Origin of the sequence: Pseudomonas cichorii (genome assembly GCF_003700275.1) — a bacterium.
Taxonomy (GTDB): domain Bacteria; phylum Pseudomonadota; class Gammaproteobacteria; order Pseudomonadales; family Pseudomonadaceae; genus Aquipseudomonas; species Aquipseudomonas cichorii_B.
On the sequence record NZ_RBRE01000013.1, the window covers coordinates 87,338 to 107,672 of the forward strand.

A 20,335-nucleotide genomic window follows, 5' to 3' on the forward strand; every position below is an offset into this window, starting at 1 on the left:
ATCGTCCTTTTGATTTTCCGCGCCGGACGGTCGACTACAGCCCGTCGCCCGCTGGCCGGATACGTGACTGTTCGGCCACAATATGAACGGCTCCGCTTGACAAAGGACCCGGCTGATACGTATGTTTCAAACGTTCGTTTGTTAGGCAGAGAGCCATGGCCCAGTCGGAAACCGTTGAACGTATTCTTGATGCTGCCGAGCAGTTGTTCGCAGAAAAAGGCTTTGCCGAAACGTCCCTGCGGCTTATCACCAGCAAGGCATCGGTCAACCTGGCTGCGGTGAACTATCACTTTGGCTCCAAGAAGGCCTTGATTCAGGCGGTGTTCTCGCGGTTCCTCGGGCCGTTCTGCATCAGCCTCGACCGTGAGCTGGAGCGCCGCCAGGCCAAGCCCGATCACAAGCCAAGCCTTGAAGAGCTGCTGGAAATTCTCGTCGAACAGGCGCTGGTCGTACAGCCACGCAGCGGCAATGACCTGTCGATCTTCATGCGTTTGCTGGGGCTTGCGTTCAGCCAGAGCCAGGGCCATTTGCGGCGCTATCTGGAAGACATGTACGGCAAGGTGTTCCGTCGCTACATGACGCTGGTCAACGAAGCCGCACCGCGTATCCCGCCTATCGAGCTGTTCTGGCGCGTGCACTTCATGCTTGGCGCCGCCGCGTTCAGCATGTCCGGCATCAAGGCCTTGCGCGCCATCGCCGAAACCGACTTCGGAGTGAATACCTCCATCGAGCAGGTCATGCGCCTGATGGTGCCGTTCCTGGCCGCCGGCATGCGTGCCGAAACCGGCGTGACCGATGCCGCGATGATCGCCGCGCAACTCAAGCCACGCACCAAAAGCACTTCAAGCGCCCCGGTTCCGGCCAAGGCCTGACGATTCTGCAGTGAGCCCGCATTGCGCGAGGCTCCAGGATCAAGCACCATGCCCGGATTGATTGGCAATGGTGTGTGAAGGGTTTTTCTATGAGTTCTGGCCTGCAAGGCTCCCTGATGGTCGACGTCGCCGGTACCTGGTTGACCGCCGAAGACCGTCAGTTTCTGCGTCAGCCCGAAGTGGGCGGTCTGATTATCTTTGCCCGTAATATCGAGCATCCGCGTCAGGTACGCGAGTTGAGCGCGGCGATTCGTGCCGTTCGCCCGGACTTGCTGCTGGCGGTGGATCAGGAAGGCGGCAGGGTGCAACGGTTGCGCCAGGGTTTTGTGCGTTTGCCGGCGATGCGGGCGATTGCCGACAAGCCCGACGCCGAGTCGCTGGCCGAACACTGTGGCTGGCTGATGGCGACCGAAGTGCTGGCGGTGGGCCTGGACCTGAGTTTCGCGCCGGTGCTGGACCTCGACTTCCAGCGCAGCGCAGTGGTGGGCACCCGTTCCTTCGAGGGCGACCCAGAGCGGGCCGCCGTGCTGGCCGGTGCCTTTATCCGTGGCATGGCGGCTGCGGGCATGGCTGCCACCGGCAAACACTTTCCGGGACATGGCTGGGCTGAAGCCGATTCCCATGTCGCGATTCCCAACGATGAGCGCAGCCTGGACGAGATTCGCAGCAAGGACCTGATTCCTTTTGCGCGCCTGAGCCAACAACTGGCGGCGGTCATGCCGGCCCATGTCATCTATCCGCAAGTCGATTCGCAACCTGCCGGTTTCTCGCGTCGCTGGCTGCAGGACATCCTGCGCGGCGAACTGCAATTTGACGGGGTTATCTTCAGTGATGACCTGTCCATGGCCGGTGCCCATGTCGTGGGTGATGCGGCCAGTCGTATCGAGGCTGCGCTTGTGGCCGGTTGTGACATGGGACTGGTCTGCAATGACCGTGCGGCCGCCGAGCTGGCACTGAGCGCTGCGCAACGCCTGAAGGTCAGGCCTTCTGCGCGCATCACCCGCATGCGGGGCCAGGCACATGCCTCGACGGATTATCGGCAGCACCCGCGCTGGCTGACGGCGCTGCAAGCGCTGCGCAATGCCCAATTGATCGATTAAGGATTTGCAATGACTGTTTACGCGATTATCGGTGGTACGGGCCTGACCCAGCTGGAAGGGCTCAATATTCGCCAGTCCCTGCCCATGAATACGCCTTACGGCGTACCGTCCGGCGAAATCCAGATTGGTGATTATGCCGGTCGTGAAGTGATGTTCCTGGCTCGCCACGGTCATCCTCACCGCCTGCCGCCGCATCAGGTCAACTACCGCGCCAATATCTGGGCCTTGAAGCAGGCCGGTGCGCAAGCGATTCTGGCCGTCAACGCGGTCGGCGGCATTCATCCCGCCATGGGCACCGGGCTTTTCTGTGTGCCCCATGACCTGGTCGATTACACCAGCGGTCGCCAGCACACTTTCTTTGCCGATGATCTGGAGCAGGTCACGCATATCGATTTCAGCTACCCCTACAGCGAAGCGCTGCGCGCCCGGCTGATCGCGGCCCTGGCGGCTGAAGGTTGCGAGTTCAGTGATCGTGGCGTGTATGCCTGCACCCAGGGCCCGCGTCTGGAGACGGTGGCCGAGATCGTGCGTCTTGAGCGTGATGGCTGCGACATTGTCGGCATGACCGGCATGCCCGAAGCTGCGCTGGCTCGCGAGCTGGAACTGGATTACGCCTGTCTGGCGCTGGTGGTCAATCCGGCAGCGGGCAAGTCCACTGCGGTGATTACCATGGCCGAGATCGAGCAGGCGCTGCGTGATGGCATGGGCAAAGTGAAAGCGACCCTGGCGCGGGTCCTGTCGGCGCAGTAGTCGCGAATTTATTCGCGAAAATCGTTTCATCAGTCATTTCAGAGCCAACGTATAGCCAAAGGCTTACACGAGCTGAAGATACTTCGCTCTTTTCGCTTTTCACTGATGCTCGTAATATTGGATCCAACAACTGGTGAACAAGGAGTTCGCCAGGATCAAGGATGATCGACCATTGCCCGGAGGGCTGCTGACAGGGAGTTGGAATGGTCTTGGGAAAAACCCGCTTCGGCGGGTTTTTATTTGCCTGCAGGAGTGGATTCATCCGCGAAAGCGTTCCTTCAGGCGCCGGATGTCTTGTTGCCTGAACGTCCTCTTCGCGAATGAATTCGCTCCTGCCTGGTTATTTCTTGCCTTTCTTCGGTGCTGCCGGCAACGGCGCAAACAGCGCCTGCAGGTCTTCATCGCGTAATTTCCAGTCGCCCGTCGAACGTCCGTCGAGAACGCCGGCCGCCAGTGCGGATTTCTCCTGCTGCAAGCGCTGGATCTTTTCCTCCACGGTGCCACGGGCAATCATCTTGTAGACGAACACCGGTTTGTCCTGACCGATGCGATAGGCGCGGTCGGTGGCCTGGTTTTCGGCGGCCGGGTTCCACCATGGATCATAGTGAATCACGGTATCGGCAGCGGTCAGGTTGAGGCCGGTGCCACCAGCCTTCAGGCTGATCAGGAATACCGGCAGCTTGCCGTTCTGGAACTCGTGGATCGGCGTGCGCCGATCGCGGGTGGCGCCTGTGAGCAGCGCGTAAGGAATGCCGCGCTGCTCAAGCTCCTGCTGGATCAGGGTCAGCATCGAGGTGAATTGCGAGAACAGCAGGATCTTGCGTCCCTCGGCCAGCAGTTCCTCGAACATCTCCATCAGGCTTTGCAGTTTGGCCGAGCTGCCCTGTTTGCTGTTGACCGGCATGTCGTCATTGACCAGACGCAGATCGCAGCAGACCTGACGCAGCTTGAGCAGTGCTTCAAGAATGATGATCTGGCTGCGGGCCACGCCCTTGCGGGTGATTTCGTCGCGGACCTTCTTGTCCATGGCCAGGCGTACGGTTTCGTACACATCACGCTGTGCGTCATTGAGTTCGACCCAATGAATGATTTCGGTCTTGGGCGGCAGTTCGGTCGCGACCTGTTCCTTGGTGCGGCGCAGCAGGAATGGCTTGATGCGCGCATTGAGGTGGTGCAGGCGATCCACATTGCCGTGCTTTTCAATGGCGGTCCGGTAGTTGCTGTTGAACTCCTTGCTGCTGCCCAGCCAGCCGGGCATCAGGAAGTGAAACAGCGACCACAGCTCGCCCAGGTGATTTTCCAGCGGCGTGCCGCTCAGGCACAGGCGCTGGCGGGCATTGAGGTTACGTGCAGCCTGCGCGGCCTTGCTGTTGGGGTTCTTGATGTACTGCGCTTCATCGAGAATCAGTACGTGCAGCGGCTGCTTCTCCAGCAGTTCCAGATCCCGTGGCAGCAGGGCGTAGGTGGTCAGGATCAGGTCGTAGTCCTGAAGGTTGCTCGCTTCCTGATGACGATTGGCGCCATACAAGGCCAGAACCTTGAGTTGCGGCGTAAAGTTTTCGGCTTCGTCCAGCCAGTTGGGGATCAGGCTGGTGGGCATGACCGCCAGGGCAGGGCGGTCCAGGCGTCCGGCCTGTTTTTCCATCAGCAGATGGGTCAGGGTCTGCAGGGTCTTGCCCAGCCCCATGTCATCGGCCAGCACGCCGCCGACTTCCAGCTCGCGCAATGACTGCATCCAGCTCAGGCCTTCAAGCTGGTAAGGCCGCAAGGTGGCGTTCAGGCCTGCCGGCAGGCTCACCGGCGCATCCTTGATGTTGGTCAGGCGTTCGGCGAACTGACGCAGCCGGTCGCCGCCCTGCCAGACCAGCGGCAGGTCGTCGAGCTCGGTCAGGCGCGTCGCATCGGCGGTGCTCATGCGCAGGGTGTTGCTGTCCTGCTCGCGCCAGTAGAAGTCGCCGAGGGTCGCCAGTACCGGCTTGAGCCGCCCGTAGGGCAGTGCAACCTGAACCGGTCCGCCGCCGCTCTGGGTGAAGTGGTTGAGCTGGACCAGCAGTTGCTCTTCATCGCCGCGCTTGGCCACCGCCGAAGGGCTCATCAGTTCCGGATGGCTGCGCAGCAGATTGATCAGGATCGGCAGCAGGCTCAGGCGTTCGCCGTTGACGATGATGCCCAGCTCAAGATCGAACCAGTCGCGCTCGCTTTCCTCGTCGATGACCGCATACCAGTCATCCACTGGGGTGACGTCAAAGCCGAAGTCGTCATGTATCTCGATTTCCCAGCCTTGCTCGCGCAGCCTGGGCAGATCGTCGAGCACAAAATGCAGCCATGCCTTGTCGGTGGGCAGTTCATACATGTCGCCGGCGCTGTCGGGCAGGGCCTTGCTTTGCCGGGTAGCGACCTTGAAGCCGATGTCGTTCAGTTGCTGGCGATATTGCCGCTCCTGTTCGCCCTGGCGACGGATGCGCAGGGTTTCGGTTTCGGTGTGCTCGATGATGTCGCTCTTCTGATTGACCAGATCGCTGCCCAGGGAGCTGACCAGAATGCTGACGTTGGTGGTGCCGACCGCGTAGTGCTTGCCATAGGCGAAGGCCAGTGCCGCGCGATGCTGGATATGACGTTGCATACGCCCGTTGCGTGGCTCGTAGGCGCTGAACTCGATGCTGGCCAGGATCAGGCGCGGGATGGGTTTCAGGTCGTCGATCAGGCGCTCCGGCAGGCTGGCTTTGGGCTCGACGACCTCGCGGCTCGGCGCAACCATGGCGGCAGCGAGGGCCGGCTTGTTCAGCGGGTCCTGCAGGAAATACAGGGCCGCGACACAGTGCTTGCAGTCGTCGCGAACCGGGCAGGTGCATTTGCAGACCAGAAAGTTCTTGTAGCGATCCGGGTCCTTGAACAGCAGCGTCTGGGTGTACAGCTCGAGGCTGGAGCCGCGACAGGTCGTGCGAATGATCTGCGGGCTGGACTCTTCGAGGCTGATGCGTTTTTGCAGGGCATAGTTGTACCCCCGCTCAAGAGTCTGGGGTTTGAATAGCTGTGTCCATGCCGAGGCAAGGACTTTTTCGAGAATGGACGACACAGTTTTAGAAAGCCCTACGCCGTAGCGATGCTCAAAAGAAAGGGAGCGCAGCAGCGCTCCTGAATGCTCAAAGGGGAGACACTTTTATCAGCAAGGCCAGATTGCTGTTGTCCAGATAGATCAACTCGCCGTTCTTGACCCTGGCGGTCTGCTTCATGCGCTCGCTGCTGATCAATATGCCATGCGGGTCGAGCTGGTTGATCCAGAAATCCGCCGCGATATCGGTGAAGCGGGCGATCGCCAGGCTGACGGTGCCCTCTATCGGGAAGTGACCAAGTCGTTCCTGGCCACTGGTGACGGCCACTTTGGCCTTTTCGGTGCCGATGCTCTGTTGCCAGGCCTTTTGCAGCAGCACTTCATACTGACCGCTGCCTTGCAGCTTGCTGGCCATATCGTTCAGTGCCGGGCTGCGCTCATTGCTGGAGTCGATCCTGCGGGCGCCGGCGTTCCAGTCTTCGGGAGCGAACTGCAGCGTGGCGGCTGGCTCGCCGAGCTGGCGGAACAGGATCATTTCCACCTGATACAGGCTGTCGGCAAAAGCTGTCGGGGCGACAAGCGTCAGCAGCAGGATCAATGAACGAAACAGACGCATGGATGAATCCTTCAAGCAGTTTTCGGGGTCAGGCGCTCAAGCAGCGCTTCGATCGTATTGAAGCGCTCGTCGGGGCGCTCCATGGGGACCATGAATTTGAAGAGTGTGGCACCTTCGAATTTGTAGCGGTTGGGCTGGCCCTGGATCAGTTTGATCAGGGTCAGCGGATCAACCGGAGTATCGGCTGCAAACTCGATACGTCCACCCTGAGGCCCGGCATCGATCTTGCGGATGCCCAGCTGTTCGGCATGCAGCTTGAGCAGCGTGATGCGGATCAGGCTCTTGGTGGGTTCGGGCAGCAGGCCGAAGCGGTCGATCATCTCCACTTGCAGGTCCTTGAGACCATCTTCGTCGGCGGCATTGGCAATGCGCTTGTACAGGATCAGGCGGGTATGCACATCCGGCAGGTAGGATTCCGGAATCAGTGCCGGGACCCGCAGGTTGATTTCCGGACCGCCGCCCAGTGGCTGGTCGAGGTTCGGCTGTTCACCCTTGCGGATCGCCTTGACGGCGCGTTCGAGCATTTCCATGTACAGGGTAAAGCCTACGGCCTGGATCTGGCCGCTCTGGCCGTCGCCCAGCAGTTCGCCGGCACCGCGGATTTCCAGGTCGTTGGTGGCCAGTACAAAACCGGCACCCAGGTCCTGGGTGTTGGCGATGGCTTCCAGGCGCTTTTCGGCGTCGGGCGTGATCTGCTTGCGCGGCGGCGTGAGCAGGTAGGCATAGGCCTGGTGGTGACTGCGACCGACCCGGCCACGTAACTGGTGCAGTTGCGCCAGACCGAACTTGTCGGCGCGCTCGATGATGATGGTGTTGGCGCTGGGCACGTCGATGCCGGTCTCGATGATGGTCGAGGCAATCAGCACGTTGAAGCGCTTGTGGTAGAAATCGCTCATCACCTGTTCGAGTTCGCGTTCGCGCATCTGCCCGTGGCCGATGCCGATCCGGGCCTCGGGCACCAGTTCAGCCAGATCGGCAGCGCATTTCTCGATGGTCTTGACGTCGTTGTGCAGGTAATAGACCTGACCGCCGCGCAACAGCTCGCGCAGCAGCGCTTCCTTGATGGTCGGCTTGTTCTGCTCCATGACGAAAGTGCGCACCGAAAGTCGCCGCGCCGGAGGAGTAGCGATGATCGACAGGTCGCGCATGCCCGACACCGCCATGTTCAGCGTGCGCGGAATCGGCGTTGCGGTCAGGGTCAGGATGTCGACTTCGCTGCGCAGGGCCTTGAGCTGTTCCTTCTGGCGGACGCCGAAGCGGTGCTCTTCGTCGATGATGACCAGCCCCAGGTTTTTGATTTTTACGTCGTCTTGCAGCAGCTTGTGGGTGCCGATGACGATGTCGATCTTGCCTTCGGCCAGATCGGCGACTGCGGCGCTCACTTCCTTGGCGGACTTGAAGCGGCTCATCACCTCGACCCGCACCGGCCAGTCGGCGAAGCGGTCGCGGAAGCTGTTGTAGTGCTGCTGGGCGAGCAGGGTGGTCGGCACCAGAATCGCCACCTGACGTCCGCCATGCACGGCGATAAAGGCCGCGCGCATGGCGACTTCGGTCTTGCCGAAGCCAACGTCGCCGCATACCAGGCGGTCCATCGGCTTGGGCGCCAGCATGTCGGCGCGCACGGCTTCGATGGTGGTTTGCTGGTCCGGCGTTTCCTCGAACGGGAAGCCGGCGCTGAAAGTCGCGTAATCAGCTTTCGGGTCCTCGAAGGCATAGCCTTCGCGGGCAGCGCGGCGAGCGTAGATATCCAGCAACTCGGCGGCGACGTCGCGCACCTGTTCGGCGGCCTTGCGCTTGGCTTTCTGCCAGGTTTCCGAGCCCAGGCGATGCAGCGGTGCCATTTCGTCGTCGCTGCCGGTGTAGCGGGCGATCAGGTGCAGGTTGGCGACCGGAACGTAGAGCTTGGCGTCCTCGGCATAGGCCAGCATCAGGAATTCGGCTACCTGGTTCTCGACCTCCAGGGTCGCAAGGCCCAGGTAACGGCCAACCCCGTGATCGATATGCACCACCGGTGCGCCTTCGCGCAGCTCGGTAAGGTTCTTGATCACGGCATCGTTGTTGCCGCCGTCGGTGCGCTTCTCGCGGCGCCGACGCTGCATGACCCGCTGGCCGAACAGCGGGCTTTCGGCAACCAGTGCCAGGGCCGGTTGTTCCAGCAGCAGACCTTCGTCCAGCGGCGCGATGGTAATCGCCAGACGGTCCTTGCCGTTGACGAAATCGAGCCAGTTATCGACGGTCTTGGGGCGCAGTTTCAGGCGCTCCAGCAGTTCCAGCAAAACTTCGCGGCGTCCGGCGGATTCGGCGGTGAACAGCACGCGGCCGGGAAACTCGTCGAGAAAGGTCGACAGTGCGGCAAGCGGCTGGCTGGCCTTGGCTTCGATGGCCAGATCCGGCAAGCCTTGTGCCGGGAAGCGTTCGCGACCGACGCCGGCTTCGACATCCTGCTGGCTGGCAACGATGCGTGGCCAGCTTTTCAGGCGCGAAAAGCAGTCTTCCACCGGCAGGAACAGCTCGGCAGGCGGCAATAAAGGACGCTCCGGGTCGATGCGTCGTTCTTCGTAGCGGTTACGCACATCGTTCCAGAAGTTCTCGGCGGCCTGTTCGATGCCCGGCAGCGAGAACACCTGGGTGTCCTGCGGCAGGTAATCGAACAGGGTCGAGGTTTCCTCGAAGAACAGCGGTATGTAGTACTCGATACCGGCTGGCGTGATGCCGCTGCTCAGGTCCTGGAAGATCGGGCTGCGCCGGAAGTCCACGTCGAAGCGCTCGCGGAAGCGGGCCTTGAAGCGCGTGACTTCTTCTTTCTGCAGTGGAAATTCGCGGGCCGGCAGCAGGCGCACCGAGTCGACCTTGTCGATGGAGCGCTGGGTGTCGGGATCGAAGGTGCGCAGGGTTTCGATTTCGTCGTCGAACAGGTCGATCCGGTATGGGACCTTGCTGCCCATCGGAAACAGATCGATCAACGCGCCGCGTACCGTGAACTCGCCGTGTTCATACACCGTATCGACATAACGATAGCCGCTGGCTTCCAGGCGCGTGCGCATGGCTTCGACATCGAGCTTCTGGCCGACATCCAGCACCAGGCTGCTGCCCAGCAGGAAACGGGTCGGAGCCAGGCGATGTAGGGCCGTGGTGATCGGGACTACCAATACACCGTGATCCAGCTCCGGCAGGCTATAGAGGCTGGCGATACGCTGGGAAATGATGTCCTGGTGCGGCGAGAACAGGTCGTAGGGCAGGGTTTCCCAGTCCGGGAAATGCAGGACCGGAAGCGTCGGCGCGAAGAACTTCAGCTCCTGTTCCAGCCGCTCGGCGCTCTGGCTGTCGGCGGTCAGAAGCAGGGTGAAACGCTTGGCGGCGCTCGCGGCCTCGGCAATCGCCAGGCTCAGTGCGGCACCGGGAAGGTTGCCCCAGTGTTGTTTGCCTGCAGCAGCAGGAAGAAGCGGTAGACGCAGAACGGGCACGGAAGGTCAGACTCCAGGCGTTGCGACAGGGGCGGCGATTGTACCGGGGGAAGGTGGTGGCTGTCAGTTTTCAGGTCAGCCTGAAGCATAAAATCCCGGCACGGGGGGTTTCTTGTATATAGAGGAACAAAATGTAGTGCGCGTTGATCTGACAACGGCGCATTGCTCATAAACAAAGGCGGCGGCATAATGTAGCCCCTTTTTTCAGCCCCTACATGTGGAAGGTTCCCGTGACTCAGAAGCCCGACCAGTGTCTTGGTGAATGGATCGATCGTGAAGCGCTCGCCGAGGCGATGATTCCGCTTATCGGCCAGCTCTACCGCAATAACAATGTGGTGAGTTCGATCTATGGCCGCAGCCTGATCAATCGTTCAGTCATCGCGATTCTCAAAGCTCACCGCTTTGCCCGTCATCGCCAGTCCGATGCACTTGAGTTGTCCGTGCACGAGACTTTCCCGCTCGTCAAGGCGATGAGCGAACTTGAACTGGGTGCCGCTTCGGTGGACCTGGGCAAGCTGGCCGTGAAATTCAAGACCGAAGGCAATGGCCGTTCCGCCGAGCAGTTCGTGCGTGACGAACTGGCCAGCGTTGTCGGCAAGAAAAACGCCACTCCGTCCAAAGGCACCGATGTCGTGCTTTACGGTTTCGGCCGGATCGGTCGCCTGCTGGCCCGTATCCTGATCGAGAAGACTGGTGGCGGCGAAGGCCTGCGCCTGCGTGCCATCGTTGTCCGCAAAGGCGCGGAAAACGATCTGGTCAAGCGCGCCAGCCTGTTGCGTCGTGACTCGGTACATGGTCCGTTCGACGGCACCATCACCATCGACGAAGCCAACAGCACCCTGACTGCCAACGGCAACCTGATCCAGATCATCTACGCCAAGAACCCTGCCGAGGTGGATTACACCCAGTACGGTATCAAGGACGCCCTGCTGGTGGACAACACCGGTGTATGGCGCGATGCCGACGGCCTGGGCCAGCACCTTGCCTGCCCGGGTATCGACCGCGTCGTTCTGACTGCGCCTGGCAAAGGCAAGCTGAAGAACATCGTGCACGGTATCAACCACGGTGAAATCACCGCTGACGACAAGATCGTTTCCGCTGCTTCCTGCACCACCAACGCCATCGTGCCGGTGCTCAAGGCAGTCAACGACAAGTTCGGTATCGTCAACGGTCACGTTGAAACGGTTCACTCGTACACCAACGACCAGAACCTGATCGACAACTTCCACAAGGGCGATCGTCGTGGCCGTAGCGCCGCGCTGAACATGGTCATCACCGAAACCGGTGCTGCCACTGCTGCTGCCAAGGCGCTGCCTGAACTGGCTGGCAAGCTGACCGGCAACGCTATCCGCGTTCCGACGCCGAACGTTTCCATGGCCATTCTCAATCTCAACCTTGAGAAAGCGACCAGCCGTGAAGAGATGAACGAGTACCTGCGTCACATGGCGCTGCACTCGGACCTGCACAAGCAGATCGACTTCGTGAACTCGCTGGAAGTGGTTTCTACCGACTTCGTCGGTTCGCGTCACGCCGGTGTAGTGGATGGCGAAGCAACCATCGTCAACGATAACCGCGTTGTGCTGTACGTCTGGTACGACAACGAATTCGGTTACAGCTGCCAGGTTGTTCGCGTCATGGAAGATATTGCCGGCGTCAACCCGCCAGCGTTTCCACAGTAATAGCAATTGCCCGGTCTGACCGGGCAGTTCTGCAAACGGGCCGAATCCTGTAGCCACAGGTTCGGCCCGTTTTGTTTTTGGGATGGCTTGAAGCCTGAGCGTTATCTCTGACAGGATTACTGCCGGAGAGCGTACGACTCTTCTTGCGACTGATGGAGCAGTGCCCGATGAGCAACAGTTCGGCGATGGACAATTCGCAGAAGCAACTCAAAAGCAGTTTCCTTTTGTTGTTCCTGACGATCTTCATCCCTTTTGGCCTGGGCCACTTCGTCTCCTACATGTTCCGCACCGTCAATGCCGTGATTTATGTCGACCTGCAGGCTGACCTGAATCTGCCTGCCAGCAGTCTGGGCTTGTTGACGGGAGTCTATTTCCTGACCTTTGCCGCGGCGCAGATCCCGCTGGGCGTCATGCTCGACCGTTACGGCCCGCGCAGTGTGCAGGCGCCCATGCTGTTGCTTGCCGTGCTGGGTTCGGTGATCTTCAGCCTGTCCAGTACCGAGGCGGGTTTGTTGCTCGGACGTGGTCTGATCGGGCTCGGCGTTGCCGGATCGTTGATGAGTGCCATCAAGGCCTGCGCCATCTGGTTGCCGCCCGAGCGGTTGCCTCTGAGTACGGCGTGCCTGCTGTCGATTGGCGGGCTCGGCGCCATGGCTTCCACCACACCCTTGCACGTGTTGCTCAACTGGATCAGCTGGCGCGAGGCGTTTCTGATTCTGGCGCTGCTGACTTTCTGTGTCGCCGTGATCATTCATTTCAGTGTGCCCCGCAGCTACGAGTCCAGGAATACGCGCTACGCCGATATGTTTGCCGCCGTAGGCAGGCTTTATTCGTCATGGACTTTCTGGCGTCTGGCGCTGTACTCGGTCTTCGCCCATGCCATTTACATGTCGGTGCTGTCGTTGTGGATGGGGCCGTGGTTGCGAGATATGGCCGGCCTGAGCGATTCCGCGATGGCCAGTGTGCTGCTGTTCGGCACGGTTGCGATGGTTGCCGGCTCCCTGGCGTTTGGCGTCATTACCGATTACCTGCGCCGCTTCGGCGTGCAGCCGATCATGGTCTGCGGCAGCGGTATGCTGGTCTTTATTGTGTTCCAGATACTCATGGCCAGCGGCTTGCCGGTTTCGCCCTATCTGATTGCCATGGGCTTCAGCTTTTTCGGCACCTCGACCACCATGAACTACGCCATCGTGGCCCAGTCGGTGGCACCTGATCTGGCAGGGCGAGTGAGTTCGTCCTTCAATCTGCTGGTGTTCGTGCTGGCGTTTTTCCTGCAATGGCTGATGGGGATCGTGCTGAATCTATGGCCTGTGGGCGAGGGCGCCGGGCATCCGGTCGAGGCTTATCAGTGGTCGCTGGGCCTGATGATTGCCTTGCAGTTGCCGGGTTTGCTGCTGTGGTTGAGCTTCAAGCCATGGAAGACAAACGTCTGAAAATGAAATGCCCCGGCACGGGCCGGGGCATCTCTTTGTGGCTTGACGCGCTGAATCAGGCGGTGGCGGCAGCGCCCGGAGCTTGCAGTTGCTGCCCGCCCTTGCGGAACAGCACCAGCGTTGCGATCAGGCCCAGGATGGCCGCGCCGGTCAGCCAGATACCAGGTGCGGCCTTGTTGTCCAGCACATGGATCAGGTAAGTACAGGCCGCTGGCGTGAAGCCGCCAAAGGTCGCGGTCGCCAGGCTGTAGGCCAGGGAGAAACCGGTGGTGCGGACCTCTACAGGCATGATTTCGGTCAGGGCCACGACCATGGCGCCGTTATACGAGCCGTACAGGAACGAGAACCACAATTCGACCATCAGCAGGTTGCCGAAGCTCGGGTGTGCGACCAGCCACGACAGGGCAGGGTAGGCAGTGGCGATGGCCAGTACGGTTGCGGCTATCAGTAGCGGCTTGCGGCCGATCCGGTCGGAAAACGAACCCATGATCGGCAGCCAGATGAAGTTGGACAGGCCCACGCAGACGGTAACCAGCAAACTGTCGAGGTCCGACAGATGCAGCTCGTTCTTGCCGAAGGTCGGGGTGTAGGCGGTGATCAGGTAGAACGACACGGTGGTCATGACCACCAGCGCCATGCCGCCCAGCACCAGGCCGAAGTTCTGGCTGATCGAGCGCACGACTTCCTTCAGGTCCGGACGATGGGTGCGCGCCTCGAATTCAGGCGACTCCTCCAGCGAGCGGCGGATGATGAAAATGGCCGGTACGATCAGGCAGCCCACCAGGAACGGCACGCGCCAGCCCCATTCACCCATTTGATCCGGGCTGAGCCAGTGGTTGAGGCCGACGCCCAGCAGGCCGGCGAAAACCACCGCGGCCTGTTGGCTGGCGGATTGCCAACTGACGAAGAAGCCTTTGCGGCCCGGCGTGGAAATTTCCGCCAGATAGACCGAAACGCCACCCAGTTCCACGCCGGCGGAGAAGCCCTGCAAGAGGCGTCCCAGCAGGACCAGCAACGGTGCGGCAACGCCCAGTGTTGCGTAGCCCGGAACGCAGGCGATCAACACGGTCCCCATCGCCATCAAGGCCAGGGTGATGATCAGCCCCTTGCGACGACCGTGGCGGTCAATGTAGGCACCGAGGAAAATCGCACCCAGCGGGCGCATCAGGAAGCCAGCACCGAAAGTGGCCAGCGAAAGCATCAGGGACGCGAATGCGCTGTCGGAAGGGAAGAAGGTCTTGGCAATGGCCGTGGCGTAAAAGCCATAGACCATGAAATCGTACATTTCAAGAAAATTGCCGCTGACAACGCGAAAAATCGCCTTGCCTTTGCCTGTGTTTGAGGCCATTGGAAATACTCACTTAGGCTGTCTAACTAGGGGATCCGTTGTATTTATGTCCTGTTTTGTACTGGCGAAGGCTCAAGCCCGCACCTGATACATAATTGTAACCATATGTGTAAATGATCCCGAAAACAACCTTCAGTCATGTGAGAGTCGTTTGCGCAGCCTGTGGGATGCAGTACTGCATGAGGTATTTGTTTATGCCGTCGCGAGGGGATGTATGGCTTTAGCTCATTGAAATAGCGCCCGCTTGCCGGGCAGCCATTCAAACAAGTGAGCTGGATTTCATATGACTATTGCATTCGATGTTGCCGAACAATTTGCCGCACGTCCCACCTTGCGCGGGGTCGCCCTTGCCACCTTGCGCCAGGGGTTGAGCGAGCTGTATCCAAGGTTGCAGATCGATCCGCAGGCTGCGGTCGTTTCCCGGATCACGCCGGCTATGGGTTCTTCACCGGCCACGAGTGTCGAGGTCGGCAGCCTTCTCGATTGCCTGCTGGAAAATTTCACGGCTCAAGCCACGGTGAAATGGACCCGTGAGCAAACGGGCCTGCTCGCCGCTGCGGGTGACTCATACCCGTTGCCTGTCAATATGTTCAATATCGGCGTGCTGATGAACCGGCTGATTCTCGGTCTGTTCGAGAACGTCCAGCAGGCCCTGACCAATTACTGGAGTGAGTCCAGAGACGAAAGTGTCGATGGCCGCAGTCGTTGGGCCTGGCTGACGGAGCGCGTCAGGCAGAAACTGCTCGACGATCTGGCCGCGACAACGCCTCCGCGCCCGGTCGATGCCGAGGCTCGGGAGTGGTTGCGCACTGTAGCCCTGTTTCCGCAAAAGGCCGACCGCGAGCGCAGAGGTACAGGTCAGGCGCCTTCGCGGGCCTGTCTTGTCAGCCTGCATATCAGTAGTCCGGATGTCGTTTCGGTGTTACTGCCAGCACTGGTCATTTTCAGTGATCGGCACGCTCATGGGCGGGTCTTGATGTATCAGGTTTCGGGAAACTGTCAGGTCTGGCCGTCGCTTAGATCCTGGGAGCAAAGCCTGAGTGGATTGCTCAGTGGCCATGTCGAGACAGGCGATGTGCAATGGACGGCCCATGAGCCGCAGGAGAATATTTTCGGCGTCCTGATCCAGGCAATCCTGGAAAACCAGCTGACGGGTGTGCAAGGCCTCAAGGCTCAGCGGGTCTATAACCTTGATGCCCTGGAGCATTCGCTGGCAGCACTGACTGATGTCTGTGCGCTTTTCGGGCTGAGCGATGTGTCAGCGAAGCTGGGCATTGATCGTTTGCCCCGCTGGATGAAGAACGCCCAAGAGGCGGATCGCAGCGAGTACAGCCGCCTGATAGGTGATCTGGCGGTGGCCCAGAAACGCTCCAATGGAAAGTCCTTCAATGAAGGACTGCCGCCGATACTGGAGTTCGCTTCGCGATCCCTGGCAGTCGCCATTGCTCAGGACCACCTGGATGGCGTGGACTTTTTGCCCCGGCAGATTCAAGTGCGCATCGACAGGGTCGCGGCGGCAACGGTGGCCGGCGGCGGCGAGCCTTTTGCGGTGGGAAGCATTGATCCGCTGTACCTGACATTGCCCGAGTTTGCCCTGGAAAACCTCTCTGGCCTGCCCGTAGGAGAAATCACCGTGCAGCGCACGGATGGCAAACCATTGCCGCACTGGCTAACGGCGGATTATCTGAAGCAACTGACCGTACGTGTCGATATTGGCCAGGTCTATCCGGACCTGCTCAAGCGCTATCTGGTTACTGATACTGCCGAAGCGCAGCGGCGTCAGGCTCTGTTCGCCGATCAATTGCGCCTGCAATTGCCGTTGCAGGCGCTGGAGCAGAAGATCAAGGGTGAACTGAGCCTCAAAGGCTATCAGTCGGTCTGCGCAATCATGCAAAGCGTCGTGGCCGAACGCTGTGTCGGGCCCCGGCCAATTGTGCTGCGGCCCCTGGCTTTCGTTCGCCGCGCAGGCCAGCAAGCTGACGTGGTGAGCAATATGTTCGTCATCGGTCCACAGGACACGACTGCCGGCCCGCATCTGTTGTATCGACCCTTTGCCCGCTCGCCGCTGATCGAGTTTGCCGACTGGCCGGCGCTGCTGGCGGCGGTCAGGCGGCCCGGAACATTGCAGAACGACATACTGGCCTGGCTGAGTGACGCTGCGCGTCCGGTTTACGCCCATGGTGGTTTTGACGAGCCGCATATCACCCGTTTTGGCCTGGGCTCGGAGTTCGCCCCGCTGGAAAAACCGCTGCCTGCGGTGCTGGGTACCGAGGTGGTCGATGGTGACATCATGCAGGCCTTGTTCAATGCCAATGCACGGGCACTGATCGAGCTGGCTGACCGCAATGCCGTATCGAATGCCGAGAGCCGCTGGGCGTTTTTCAAGGAAGGCGGCTGGTTGTTGCTCAATACCGTGTTGCCGCTGCTCAGCGGGCCGGCGGCCAATGCCCTGTGGCTGGTGCAGTTGTTGTCCAGTATCAACCAGCAACTGACTGCGCCTGAAGAGGGCGCAACACAGCTGGCCGAATTGCTGCTCAATATCTCGCTGGTATTGCTGCATTACGGTGTTTCCACTGATGCGCTGGTTTCGATGAGTTTGCTGGCGCACGATCAAACAGCGCTGGAACCGGTAGTGGCTGCGGATTCCGTACCGGTTCATCAGGCTCCCGCCAGCTTTAAAACCGCGCTGGGCGATACCCGCACGGTTCTCGATTTTTCCTGGTCGCAACCGGAAAGTCGGCTGACCGAAACGCAACGTCGGGCGTTGGAAGCCTTCAAGGTCCGCTCGGTAGCACTGGCCGGTGCGCCGGTTGCAGCGGGGGAATATGCAGGTCTCTACAGCCACAATGACATCTGGCTGGCCAGGGTCGGTAGCGACCTGTTTCGGGTCCGGGTCGAAGAGGGCGAGGTCCGGGTCGTGGGGTTCTATGACCCGGCCTTGACGGGGCCGTGGCTCAAGCGTGCCGGGCAGGACTGGCGTCTGGATTTGTCACTGCATCTGCGCGGTGGCGGACCGAAGAAAAACATTCGCCTGCTGGCCGAGCAGAATGCCGCCAACATGGCTCGTATCAATCAGAGTCTGGATCAGCTCGATCAGCGCGAGATGGAACTGGTGGACAGGATTCTGGGTTATCACGCGCATTTGAATACCGCCACCGGTGAAGTGCGACAGCTGTTTTTCGATCGTCTGGAAAGTACCCTGGGCGAAGAAGTCGACGTGTTGAAGCAGCGTATCGATCTGTGGCAGCAACTGAGAGCCGGTGATCGGCCGGCCGAGCGTAACAGGGCGCAGCGGATCGTGTTGGTAACTGCCCACCTGGAGCTTCTTGAAGGTCGGTTGGCGGCGGATGACTCGAGGATTGCCAATACTGCCCTGGCGAAAATGACCGAGGCGGGAGGCCTGGCCTCGCAGAAAAACGTCGAGATTTACCTGAGCATGTTCAAGTCGTTGGTGATCAGGCAGGAAAAAGGCGTTCACTGGTCGCAGATCCGCGAGTCGCTATGGGAGCAAGTGCGCGCGCTGCCTAAAGTGGGCGAGGAAATCTGGCGTCAGCAGGTCATGGCGGCGTATGAGAGCAAAATCTTCTGCAGTCTGGAGTGGAAAATCCAGCGCATGATGTCGGTTCTGGAACTGTGTTTCAGCAAGGAACACATGATGGATGCCGATGAGCTTCGCGCTTTCAAGGACGTGCGGACAGATATTGACTTGAATAATGCATTTGCCTCGCATGCCGAGCTGGAAAAACCCAACAGCTACTCGTTGACCGAGCAGATTGATGTGCTGGAAAGCACTCTGCGGGAGTACCAGAAGACCAGAGGGGTTGCTGATGATGTCGATGTGGCGAAATTTGCCCCGGAACAGGCCGGTTATCTGGAGACGTTCAAGGCCGAGTTGAACGAGTTGTGCGAGCTGACCCAGACCCGGCTGGCACAACTGATCCAGGAGAATGTCGAGCCTCCACCGGTCGTGGTCGAGCATATGCCGCGTTTCGAGCAGCCGTCCAAGCGCGTCATCCGGACCCGCAATCATCGCTCCTTTGTCGGGCAGGTCCGCCAGGGTGAGCGGAGTTTCCCCGGCGAAGTCGCCGATATCAAGAATGCGCTGACTGGCAAGGTGATCAGTTCATGGCACCGCCATTCGGATGGCCAATGGGTGGAGATCCAGACCGAAAGCCCTGAAAGACCCGCTCCCAGTGTTCGCTCGACATCGCCGGGTGAGCTGCAAAAACGTGCCCAGGCGTCGCTGCAGGAAGTGGAACAGGCGCTCGACAAGGCTCGTCTGCAGTCGACGCGCAACTATGAGCCCGAGGACGTCGAGGATATTCTTGTCCTCAGGGCCGACAAGCTGACTGCGCTTGCCGAACAGATGAGCGACCGGGCAACGTCTGCCCAGACGCCCGCCGAGCTTTCTCTGGCGCTGGCCAGAACGGCGACACAATTGCGTGAGGCCGCTGCCCGTCTGACTGCCGAGGGCCGCAGCCTGCGTATTTCGATGATCAAGGCCCAGCCACCGACGGCGGCACGCATCAGCTATCTGCATCGCCAGGGCGAAATCAATATCTCCAGTTTCAATGGCAGAAAAAACATATCGGGTGCCAGGCAGGATGATTTTCTTCAGGAGTTTGCGATTCGTGACAAGGACAACCGGTTATTGTGGTGGGCGCATTTTCACTACAGAAATGAAACGGACAGTGCTCAAGCGTTTACCGCCGCTCATCTGAAACTGCCCGAGCAGCGGCTGCTTGGTTACAAGTCATTGATCAAGGACTCGGGAGGCGCGAAGGACGTGGTCAATATTTATCGCAGCGCCATCGGCAAGGACATCGCTCAGCGGTTGTTTCTGGTGCTGACACCATGAGTATGCGGCAACCGGCTTGGCTGCGCGTCGGTGTGTATGGGCTTTTTTCCAGCGCCATGCTCGGCTGTGATGCGGGCCCGGTCCTGGAGAATTTCGGTGGGCCGACCATGGGCAGCGGTTATTCGGTCAGTTATGTACGCCACGCTGGCCAGCCGGATGCCCGGGTGGTTCAGCCGGAGGTCGAGGCAATACTGGCCGAGGTCGATCAGCAGATGTCCACCTGGCGCAACGACTCGGATATCGAGCGTTTCAATGTCCTGCCGGCCAACAGTTGCCAGTCCATGCCGCCCGCGGTGCTGGAACTGGTTCGTGTCGGTGAGCATCTGTCCCGTGAAACGGATGGCGCTTTCGATCTGACCGTCCTGCCGCTGCTGAACCTGTGGGGCTTTGGCCCCCAGTCCCGCGGCGAGCAGGTGCCGACTGCCCGGCAACTGGCCCGGACTCTGGAGCGGGTAGGGTATCGACACCTGAGTATCGAGGGCCAGCGCCTGTGCAAGGATGCCGCGGTGGAAGTGGACCTGAGCAGCATGGCGGCCGGTTATACGGTTGATCGTATCGGCAGTCGCCTTGAAGAGCTGGGCGTGCATGACTATCTGGTGCAAGTTACTGGCGAACTGAAGACCCGGGGGCGCAAGCCCGATGGTTCGGCGTGGCGAGTGGCCCTGGAAGCGCCTCGCGACGATCAGCAGGTCGCGCAGAAAATCTTCGCCCTGGATGGTTGTGGCGTTTCGACTTCAGGCGACTATCGGCACTATTTCGAGCGCGAAGGGCGTCGCTATGCGCATACCCTCAATGCCTTGATTGGCACCCCGGTCGATCATGATCTGGCATCGGTGTCGGTGATTCATCCGTCGGCATTGATGGCAGACGGCTTATCGACGCTATTGTTGATCATGGGTGCCGAACGCGGCTGGGATTACGCACAACAGCACCGGATTGCTGCTTTTTTTGTGATTCGCGCCGATAAGCGTTTTATCATTCGCAGCAATCCGGCGTTCGATCAGCTGTGTAACGTGCCCGCGCAGTGAGTTTCGGGCAGGAAAGTCGATCAGGCCGAACAGACAAAAGTGGCCTTCAACGCGACCAAGGGGTAATGTTCGCCTCCTTAGTGCAGCGCTAGACTGCGCCCCGTGTTTTAGCCAGAGGCGCCAGAGTGGCGCCTC

The 20,335-nt window shown here is 60.1% G+C and carries 11 protein-coding genes; 7 read left to right on the forward strand and 4 right to left on the reverse strand.

Features of this window, described 5'->3' with window-relative positions:
* The first annotated feature begins 155 nt into the window (after nucleotides 1-155).
* The 3 genes from psrA (at nucleotide 156) to ALQ04_RS03090 (ending at nucleotide 2,722) form a co-directional block, all read left to right on the forward strand.
* On the forward strand, nucleotides 156-872 hold the full coding sequence (gene psrA / locus ALQ04_RS03080) for a transcriptional regulator PsrA (protein ID WP_122314387.1): 717 nt from the start codon (nucleotides 156-158) through the stop codon (nucleotides 870-872).
* A gap of 101 nt (nucleotides 873-973) precedes the next feature.
* Nucleotides 974-1,972 carry a beta-N-acetylhexosaminidase gene (gene nagZ / locus ALQ04_RS03085; RefSeq protein ID WP_183142098.1) on the forward strand — a complete coding sequence of 333 codons (999 nt, stop codon included), beginning with the start codon at nucleotides 974-976 and terminating at the stop codon, nucleotides 1,970-1,972.
* Between the two features lie 9 nt (nucleotides 1,973-1,981).
* Nucleotides 1,982-2,722: an S-methyl-5'-thioinosine phosphorylase gene (locus tag ALQ04_RS03090; RefSeq protein WP_122314389.1), complete on the forward strand. Its 741-nt coding sequence runs from the start codon at nucleotides 1,982-1,984 to the stop codon at nucleotides 2,720-2,722.
* Nucleotides 2,723-3,062: 340 nt separating this feature from the next.
* On the opposite strand, the gene ALQ04_RS03095 is transcribed toward ALQ04_RS03090, so the two are convergent.
* The 3 genes from ALQ04_RS03095 to mfd all read right to left on the reverse strand — a co-directional run bounded on the left by ALQ04_RS03095 (nucleotide 3,063) and on the right by mfd (nucleotide 9,854).
* The gene (locus ALQ04_RS03095; protein WP_122314390.1) at nucleotides 3,063-5,798 is read right to left on the reverse strand and encodes a DEAD/DEAH box helicase; all 2,736 of its coding nucleotides are present in this window, start codon (nucleotides 5,796-5,798) and stop codon (nucleotides 3,063-3,065) included.
* Nucleotides 5,799-5,865: 67 nt separating this feature from the next.
* The gene (locus ALQ04_RS03100; RefSeq protein WP_122314391.1) at nucleotides 5,866-6,390 is read right to left on the reverse strand and encodes a CsiV family protein; all 525 of its coding nucleotides are present in this window, start codon (nucleotides 6,388-6,390) and stop codon (nucleotides 5,866-5,868) included.
* A gap of 11 nt (nucleotides 6,391-6,401) precedes the next feature.
* The gene (gene mfd, locus ALQ04_RS03105; RefSeq protein WP_122314392.1) at nucleotides 6,402-9,854 is read right to left on the reverse strand and encodes a transcription-repair coupling factor; all 3,453 of its coding nucleotides are present in this window, start codon (nucleotides 9,852-9,854) and stop codon (nucleotides 6,402-6,404) included.
* Between the two features lie 215 nt (nucleotides 9,855-10,069).
* Between mfd and ALQ04_RS03110 the strand changes: the two genes are divergently transcribed.
* Together ALQ04_RS03110 and ALQ04_RS03115 are read left to right on the forward strand one after the other, a co-directional pair.
* Nucleotides 10,070-11,533, forward strand: coding sequence for a glyceraldehyde-3-phosphate dehydrogenase (locus ALQ04_RS03110; RefSeq protein ID WP_122314393.1), 1,464 nt, complete (start codon nucleotides 10,070-10,072; stop codon nucleotides 11,531-11,533).
* A 167-nt stretch (nucleotides 11,534-11,700) separates the two neighbouring features.
* Nucleotides 11,701-12,966, forward strand: a complete 1,266-nt coding sequence (locus ALQ04_RS03115; RefSeq protein WP_122314394.1) for an MFS transporter — start codon at nucleotides 11,701-11,703, stop codon at nucleotides 12,964-12,966.
* A gap of 55 nt (nucleotides 12,967-13,021) precedes the next feature.
* On the opposite strand, the gene ALQ04_RS03120 is transcribed toward ALQ04_RS03115, so the two are convergent.
* The gene (locus tag ALQ04_RS03120) at nucleotides 13,022-14,314 is read right to left on the reverse strand and encodes an MFS transporter (protein ID WP_122314395.1); all 1,293 of its coding nucleotides are present in this window, start codon (nucleotides 14,312-14,314) and stop codon (nucleotides 13,022-13,024) included.
* Between the two features lie 283 nt (nucleotides 14,315-14,597).
* Between ALQ04_RS03120 and ALQ04_RS03125 the strand changes: the two genes are divergently transcribed.
* Together ALQ04_RS03125 and ALQ04_RS03130 are read left to right on the forward strand one after the other, a co-directional pair.
* Entirely contained in the window at nucleotides 14,598-19,172 is a 4,575-nt protein-coding gene (locus ALQ04_RS03125) for a dermonecrotic toxin domain-containing protein (RefSeq protein WP_122314396.1), read from the forward strand.
* Nucleotides 19,169-20,200: an FAD:protein FMN transferase gene (locus ALQ04_RS03130; protein ID WP_122314397.1), complete on the forward strand. Its 1,032-nt coding sequence runs from the start codon at nucleotides 19,169-19,171 to the stop codon at nucleotides 20,198-20,200. The genes ALQ04_RS03125 and ALQ04_RS03130 overlap by 4 nt, the downstream gene beginning before the upstream one ends.
* Nucleotides 20,201-20,335: the final 135 nt, after the last annotated feature.